The sequence below is a fragment of the Pseudomonas sp. MD195_PC81_125 genome (assembly GCF_014060985.1).
In the GTDB taxonomy this organism is placed as follows: Bacteria; Pseudomonadota; Gammaproteobacteria; order Pseudomonadales; family Pseudomonadaceae; genus Aquipseudomonas; species Aquipseudomonas parakoreensis.
In genome coordinates, this window is the sequence record NZ_JABULD010000057.1 from 1 (window position 1) to 5,371 (window position 5,371).

Consider the following 5,371-nt stretch of genomic DNA (forward strand, 5'->3'; position numbering starts at 1 on the left):
CTGCGATCYTTTTGATCTTGCTGCTAATCAGCGACTGCGAACCCGCAGACAGCGCCACAACGCAGCGACCATCAACCGCTGACCAGCGCCCAGCCCCACGCCTGCTGATTCAACAAGCCTTCTTCATACAGCTGCGGCGCAATGCCGGCGCCGATGATAAAGGTCAGCAGGGCGATTTCCCGACGCGGCACGCTGACCGGGCGGCACACATACACCAGCGCCGGCAGAATGAACGCCATGCTGGCAAAGCTGCGATAGCGTGCGTCAAAAACCATCTCCAGCATCATCACCGCTGCCGCAAAACCGGCCACGGCAACCAGCCATCCGGCGCGGCGTTCCAGCAGACTGAACGCGCGTTCACGCCAACCCTGGCGGGCGCTCAGGCTCAGTGCGGCATGTGCCAGCACCAACAGATTCAATACGGTCAGCAAGCCGACCCACAGCCATTCGCTGGCAAACCGCGTGGTCACTCGCGCCAGATCGCCCCAGGCGCCGATCGAACAGGCGGCCAGCGCACCGAGCAGCGGCAGGATCAATGCCGATCGGGTGGTGCGCACTCGGCCGCCGAGCAGCAGCGTGCCGAGGAAAATCAGTCCACCGACGCCCAGCCATGCTTTCCAGTACGGCACATTGCTCACCGGCCCGGCGAGCACGCCCTTGTCCTGGCGATCGGCATCGAACAGGCCCCAGTAACCGCCGACTGCACCTTCGCTGCCACGCTTCCATGGCTGGTCGAACGCTTCGATCAAGTTGTAGTGCCAGCCTTCCTTTTCGGCCATCGCGACAAAACCACGAATGAACTTTGCCTCGTTGACCCGGCTCGGCAGGGCGGTTTCGCGCTGGCGACCTTCGCTGGGCCAGCCGGTCTCGCCGATCATCACGTCTTTGGGCGCGAATTTGTTGCCGAACACCTGGCGTACATCCGCCACATGTTGCAGGGCGACGTCGATGTTCGACGGATCGTCTTCCCAGTACGGCAGCAAGTGAATGGTCAGGAAATCCACCGCCGGCGCGACTTCCGGGTGCTTGAGCCAGAACTCCCAGACATCGGCATAGGTGACCGGTTGCTTGACCTGGCTTTTGACCTTGTTGATCAGCTTCGCCAGTTGCGCGCCGGTGACTTCCTTGCGCAGCAAGGCTTCGTTGCCGACGATGACTGCGCTGACCACATCCGGGTTGGCGTTGGCCGAAGCAATCAGCAGGTCGACTTCTTTTGCGGTGTCCACCGGGTTGCTGTTGACCCAGGCGCCGATCATCAGCTTCAAACCGTGCTTGCGCGCCAGATCCGGCAGGGCTTCGAGGCCGGTCATCGAGTAGGTGCGGATGCATTCGAAACGCGTCGCCAGCAGGGCGAGGTCGGCGTCCATGCGTTCCGGGCGCAGTTTGAACGGCACGTCGAACGGCGACTGATCCTTGTCGAACGGCGTGTAGGAGGCGCATTGCAATTTGTGCGTCGGGGTCGCGGCATCCGGCAGAATCACCGGTTTGCCGAGGCCATACCAGAAGCCACCGAGGGCCAACAGGCCGAACAGGCAGGCAAAGAGATAAGGAACAAGCGGGAAGCGGGAGGTCGCGGACATGGTCAGGCCGAGTGGCTGCAAAGCGACGCATGTTACCTGCATTTATCCGCGGGTTGGTGGCCTGCAGGGTTTGCACATGCAAAGTTCGGGCGGATTGTCTGGCGCCAATTATTCAGAGGTGATTAATGGCCTTCTGATGTCGTTTCTCGGTGTATTGAGGTCGCTGACAGAGCAGGTCGCGTTTGGCGTCAGGCCGATGATCGAAAGCGTCAGTACCCTTATAGAAAAGACGACTGATGTTCGGACGAGTTTACGGTCAGGCGTGATGGGGGCGCTGTGCACCATAACAATACGTTGACGATGCCCGGCATCCGTCGGGCGCAGCATTTCGGGGAAGTAAACGATGAAGATGCGACGACTTTTAGGCGCAGGTGCCGCTCTGGTGCTTGCGATGAGTTCCACATTCGCCAGCGCTGAAAAACAGACCCTGAACATCGGTTACGTTGACGGCTGGTCCGACAGCGTCGCGACCACCCACGTGGCGGCCGAAGTGATCAAGCAGAAACTCGGTTACGACGTGAAGCTGCAAGCCGTCGCCACCGGGATCATGTGGCAGGGCGTGGCCACCGGCAAACTCGATGCGATGCTCTCGGCCTGGTTGCCGGTGACCCATGGCGAATACTGGGCGAAGAACAAGGATCTGGTCGTCGATTATGGCCCGAACTTCAAGGATGCGAAAATCGGCCTGATCGTGCCGGAGTACGTCAAGGCGAAATCGATCGAAGACCTCAAGACCGATGACAGCTTCAAGAACCGCATCGTCGGCATCGATGCCGGCTCGGGCGTGATGCTCAAGACCGATCAGGCGATCAAGGATTACGGTCTGGACAAATACACCCTCAAGGCCAGTTCCGGCGCCGGCATGATTGCCGAGCTGACCCGTGCCGAGAAGAAGAACGAATCGATTGCCGTCACCGGTTGGGTGCCGCACTGGATGTTCGCCAAGTGGAAACTGCGCTTCCTCGACGATCCGAAAGGCGTGTATGGCGCGGCTGAAACCGTAAACAGCATCGGTAGCAAAGAATTGGCTACCAAGGCACCGGAAGTGGCCAAGTTCCTGAAAAACTTCCAGTGGGCGTCGAAAGACGAGATCGGCGAAGTCATGCTGGCCATCCAGGATGGCGCCAAGCCTGACGCGGCGGCCAAGGATTGGGTCGCCAAGCACCCGGACCGCGTGGCTGACTGGACCAAATAAAAGTACCAACAACGCCTGACCCCTGTGGGAGCGAGCTTGCTCGCGAAAGCGGTGTAACAGTTGACAGAAATGTTGACTGATACGACGCCTTCGCGAGCAAGCTCGCTCCCACATTTATTTCCAGCGACAAGTCCCGTCTTGCAGGGTTTACGGCTGTTTCAAAGCCGCTTTCCAATTCTTTCGGCTAATTAGCGTCCGAAAATTGGCGAAAACGTCATGTCGTTCTAATACTAAGGTCGTCTGGAAGCCGTTCCGCAGCCGCATACAGTGGATACGTTCCAACAATAATCTGTGCTGCGAGGATAAAAACAATGAACGACAGCATCTACCTCTCGATTCAAAACAGCCCGCGCTTCAAGGAGCTGGTGAGAAAAAGAGAAAAATTCGCCTGGATACTCTCGGCGATCATGCTCGGGCTGTATTCCGGATTCATCCTGTTGATTGCTTACGGGCCGCAAGTGCTCGGCGCGAAACTCAGCCCCGGGTCTTCGATTACCTGGGGCATTCCGATCGGTGTCGGGCTGATTGTCTCGGCCTTCGTCCTGACCGGTATCTACGTGCGACGCGCCAATGGCGAGTTTGACGACCTGAACAATGCGATTCTCAAGGAGGCTCAGCAATGATCCGGCGTCTACTGGCTCTTTTGAGCATCGCAGCATTCGCTCCGGCTGTCTGGGCTGCTGACGCCTTGACCGGCGAAGTCCACAAACAACCACTCAACGTTTCCGCGATCGCCATGTTCGTGGTGTTCGTCGGTGCGACCCTGTGCATCACCTACTGGGCGTCCAAGCGCAACAAGTCGGCTGCCGACTACTACGCCGCGGGCGGCAAGATCACCGGCTTTCAGAATGGTCTGGCGATTGCCGGCGACTACATGTCGGCGGCGTCCTTCCTGGGGATTTCCGCACTGGTGTTCACCTCTGGCTACGATGGCCTGATCTACTCGATCGGCTTCCTGGTGGGCTGGCCGATCATTCTGTTCCTGATCGCCGAGCGTCTGCGTAACCTGGGTAAATACACCTTTGCCGACGTGGCGTCCTACCGCCTCGGGCAAACCCAGATCCGCACGCTGTCTGCCTGCGGTTCGCTGGTGGTGGTGGCGTTCTACCTGATCGCGCAAATGGTCGGTGCCGGCAAGCTGATCCAGCTGCTGTTCGGCCTCGACTACTACGTGGCGGTGATTCTGGTCGGTATCCTGATGTGCCTCTACGTGCTGTTCGGTGGCATGCTGGCGACCACCTGGGTGCAGATCATCAAGGCGGTGCTGTTGCTGTCCGGTGCTTCGTTCATGGCGCTGATGGTGATGAAGCACGTCAACTTCGACTTCAACATGCTGTTCTCCGAGGCGATCAAGGTTCACCCCAAAGGTGAGGCGATCATGAGCCCGGGCGGTCTGGTGAAAGACCCGATTTCGGCGTTCTCCCTGGGCCTGGCACTGATGTTCGGTACTGCTGGCCTGCCACACATCCTGATGCGCTTCTTCACCGTGAGTGACGCGAAAGAAGCGCGCAAGAGCGTGCTGTATGCCACCGGCTTCATTGGCTACTTCTACATCCTGACCTTCATCATCGGCTTCGGCGCCATCCTGCTGGTCAGCACCAACCCGGCCTTCAAAGATGCAGCGGGCGCTCTGCTCGGCGGCAACAACATGGCGGCGGTGCACCTGGCTGACGCAGTGGGTGGCAGTATTTTCCTCGGCTTCATCTCGGCGGTGGCGTTCGCGACCATTCTGGCGGTGGTGGCCGGTCTGACCCTGGCCGGTGCTTCGGCGGTGTCTCACGACCTGTATGCCAGTGTGATCAAGAAGGGCAAGGCCAACGACAAGGATGAGATTCGCGTGTCGAAGATCACCACCATCGCCCTGGGTGTGCTGGCGATTGGTCTGGGCATCCTGTTCGAAAGCCAGAACATCGCGTTCATGGTCGGCCTGGCGTTCTCGATTGCGGCGAGCTGCAACTTCCCGGTGCTGTTGCTTTCGATGTACTGGAAGAAGCTGACGACCCGCGGCGCGATGGTCGGTGGCTGGTTGGGGCTGGTGAGTGCGGTGGGTCTGATGATCCTCGGCCCGACCATCTGGGTGCAGATTCTACATCACGAGAAGGCGATCTTCCCTTACGAGTACCCGGCGTTGTTTTCGATGATCATTGCGTTCATCGGTATCTGGTTCTTCTCGATCACCGACAAGTCGGCGGCGGCCGAGAACGAGCGGGCGCTGTTCTTCCCGCAGTTTGTGCGTTCGCAGACGGGGTTGGGGGCGAGTGGGGCGGTTTCGCACTAAGCGTTGGTTGCATGGTTGAGAGAAATGCCCTGGTTGAGAGATCGGGGCATTTTTTTGTGGGCGGTTATCGGACTTGGGCCTTCGTGGTTGGTGGTTATGAGTACATATCCGTTGCTGCGGTAACGGCGGCTTAGGGTTCCGCCCTGACGGCGGGTCACTTTGGCAAAAGCCCCAAAGTAACCAAAGGGCTTTACCCTGACGTTCGGCCCTCGCTTAGGCTCGGGTTCCTTCGCTGCGGGATTCATCCGGGGGGGCAGCGGCCTACGGTTTGCTTCGCTGCACCTCCTCTCGCTGTGTTTGGCTGCGCCAAACGGTCGC

3 protein-coding genes and 1 pseudogene are annotated in these 5,371 nt (G+C 59.3%); 3 read left to right on the top strand and 1 reads right to left on the bottom strand.

Going from position 1 to position 5,371, the window contains the following annotated elements:
- Positions 1-27 precede the first annotated feature (27 nt).
- Positions 28-1,622, bottom strand: a pseudogene (locus HT737_RS02925) (beta (1-6) glucans synthase).
- 301 nt (positions 1,623-1,923) lie between these two features.
- Here HT737_RS02925 and HT737_RS02930 point away from each other — a divergent pair.
- From HT737_RS02930 to HT737_RS02940, 3 genes are all read left to right on the top strand, one after another.
- Positions 1,924-2,775 (top strand): glycine betaine ABC transporter substrate-binding protein, encoded by an 852-nt coding sequence (locus HT737_RS02930; protein WP_047292628.1) that lies wholly within the window; start codon positions 1,924-1,926, stop codon positions 2,773-2,775.
- Between the two features lie 311 nt (positions 2,776-3,086).
- Complete coding sequence (locus HT737_RS02935; RefSeq protein WP_041072887.1) at positions 3,087-3,398, top strand: DUF485 domain-containing protein; 312 nt, start codon at positions 3,087-3,089, stop codon at positions 3,396-3,398.
- On the top strand, positions 3,395-5,053 hold the full coding sequence (locus HT737_RS02940; protein ID WP_041072885.1) for a cation acetate symporter: 1,659 nt from the start codon (positions 3,395-3,397) through the stop codon (positions 5,051-5,053). Before HT737_RS02935 ends, HT737_RS02940 begins: the two co-directional genes overlap by 4 nt.
- Positions 5,054-5,371: the final 318 nt, after the last annotated feature.

What these genes read in the sequence shown, in the direction of transcription:
- HT737_RS02935 (WP_041072887.1), top strand. Translation starts at nt 3,087, where the DNA reads ATGAACGACAGCATCTACCTCTCGATTCAAAACAGCCCGCGCTTCAAG.
- HT737_RS02930 (WP_047292628.1), top strand. Translation starts at nt 1,924, where the DNA reads ATGAAGATGCGACGACTTTTAGGCGCAGGTGCCGCTCTGGTGCTTGCG.
- HT737_RS02940 (WP_041072885.1), top strand. Translation starts at nt 3,395, where the DNA reads ATGATCCGGCGTCTACTGGCTCTTTTGAGCATCGCAGCATTCGCTCCG.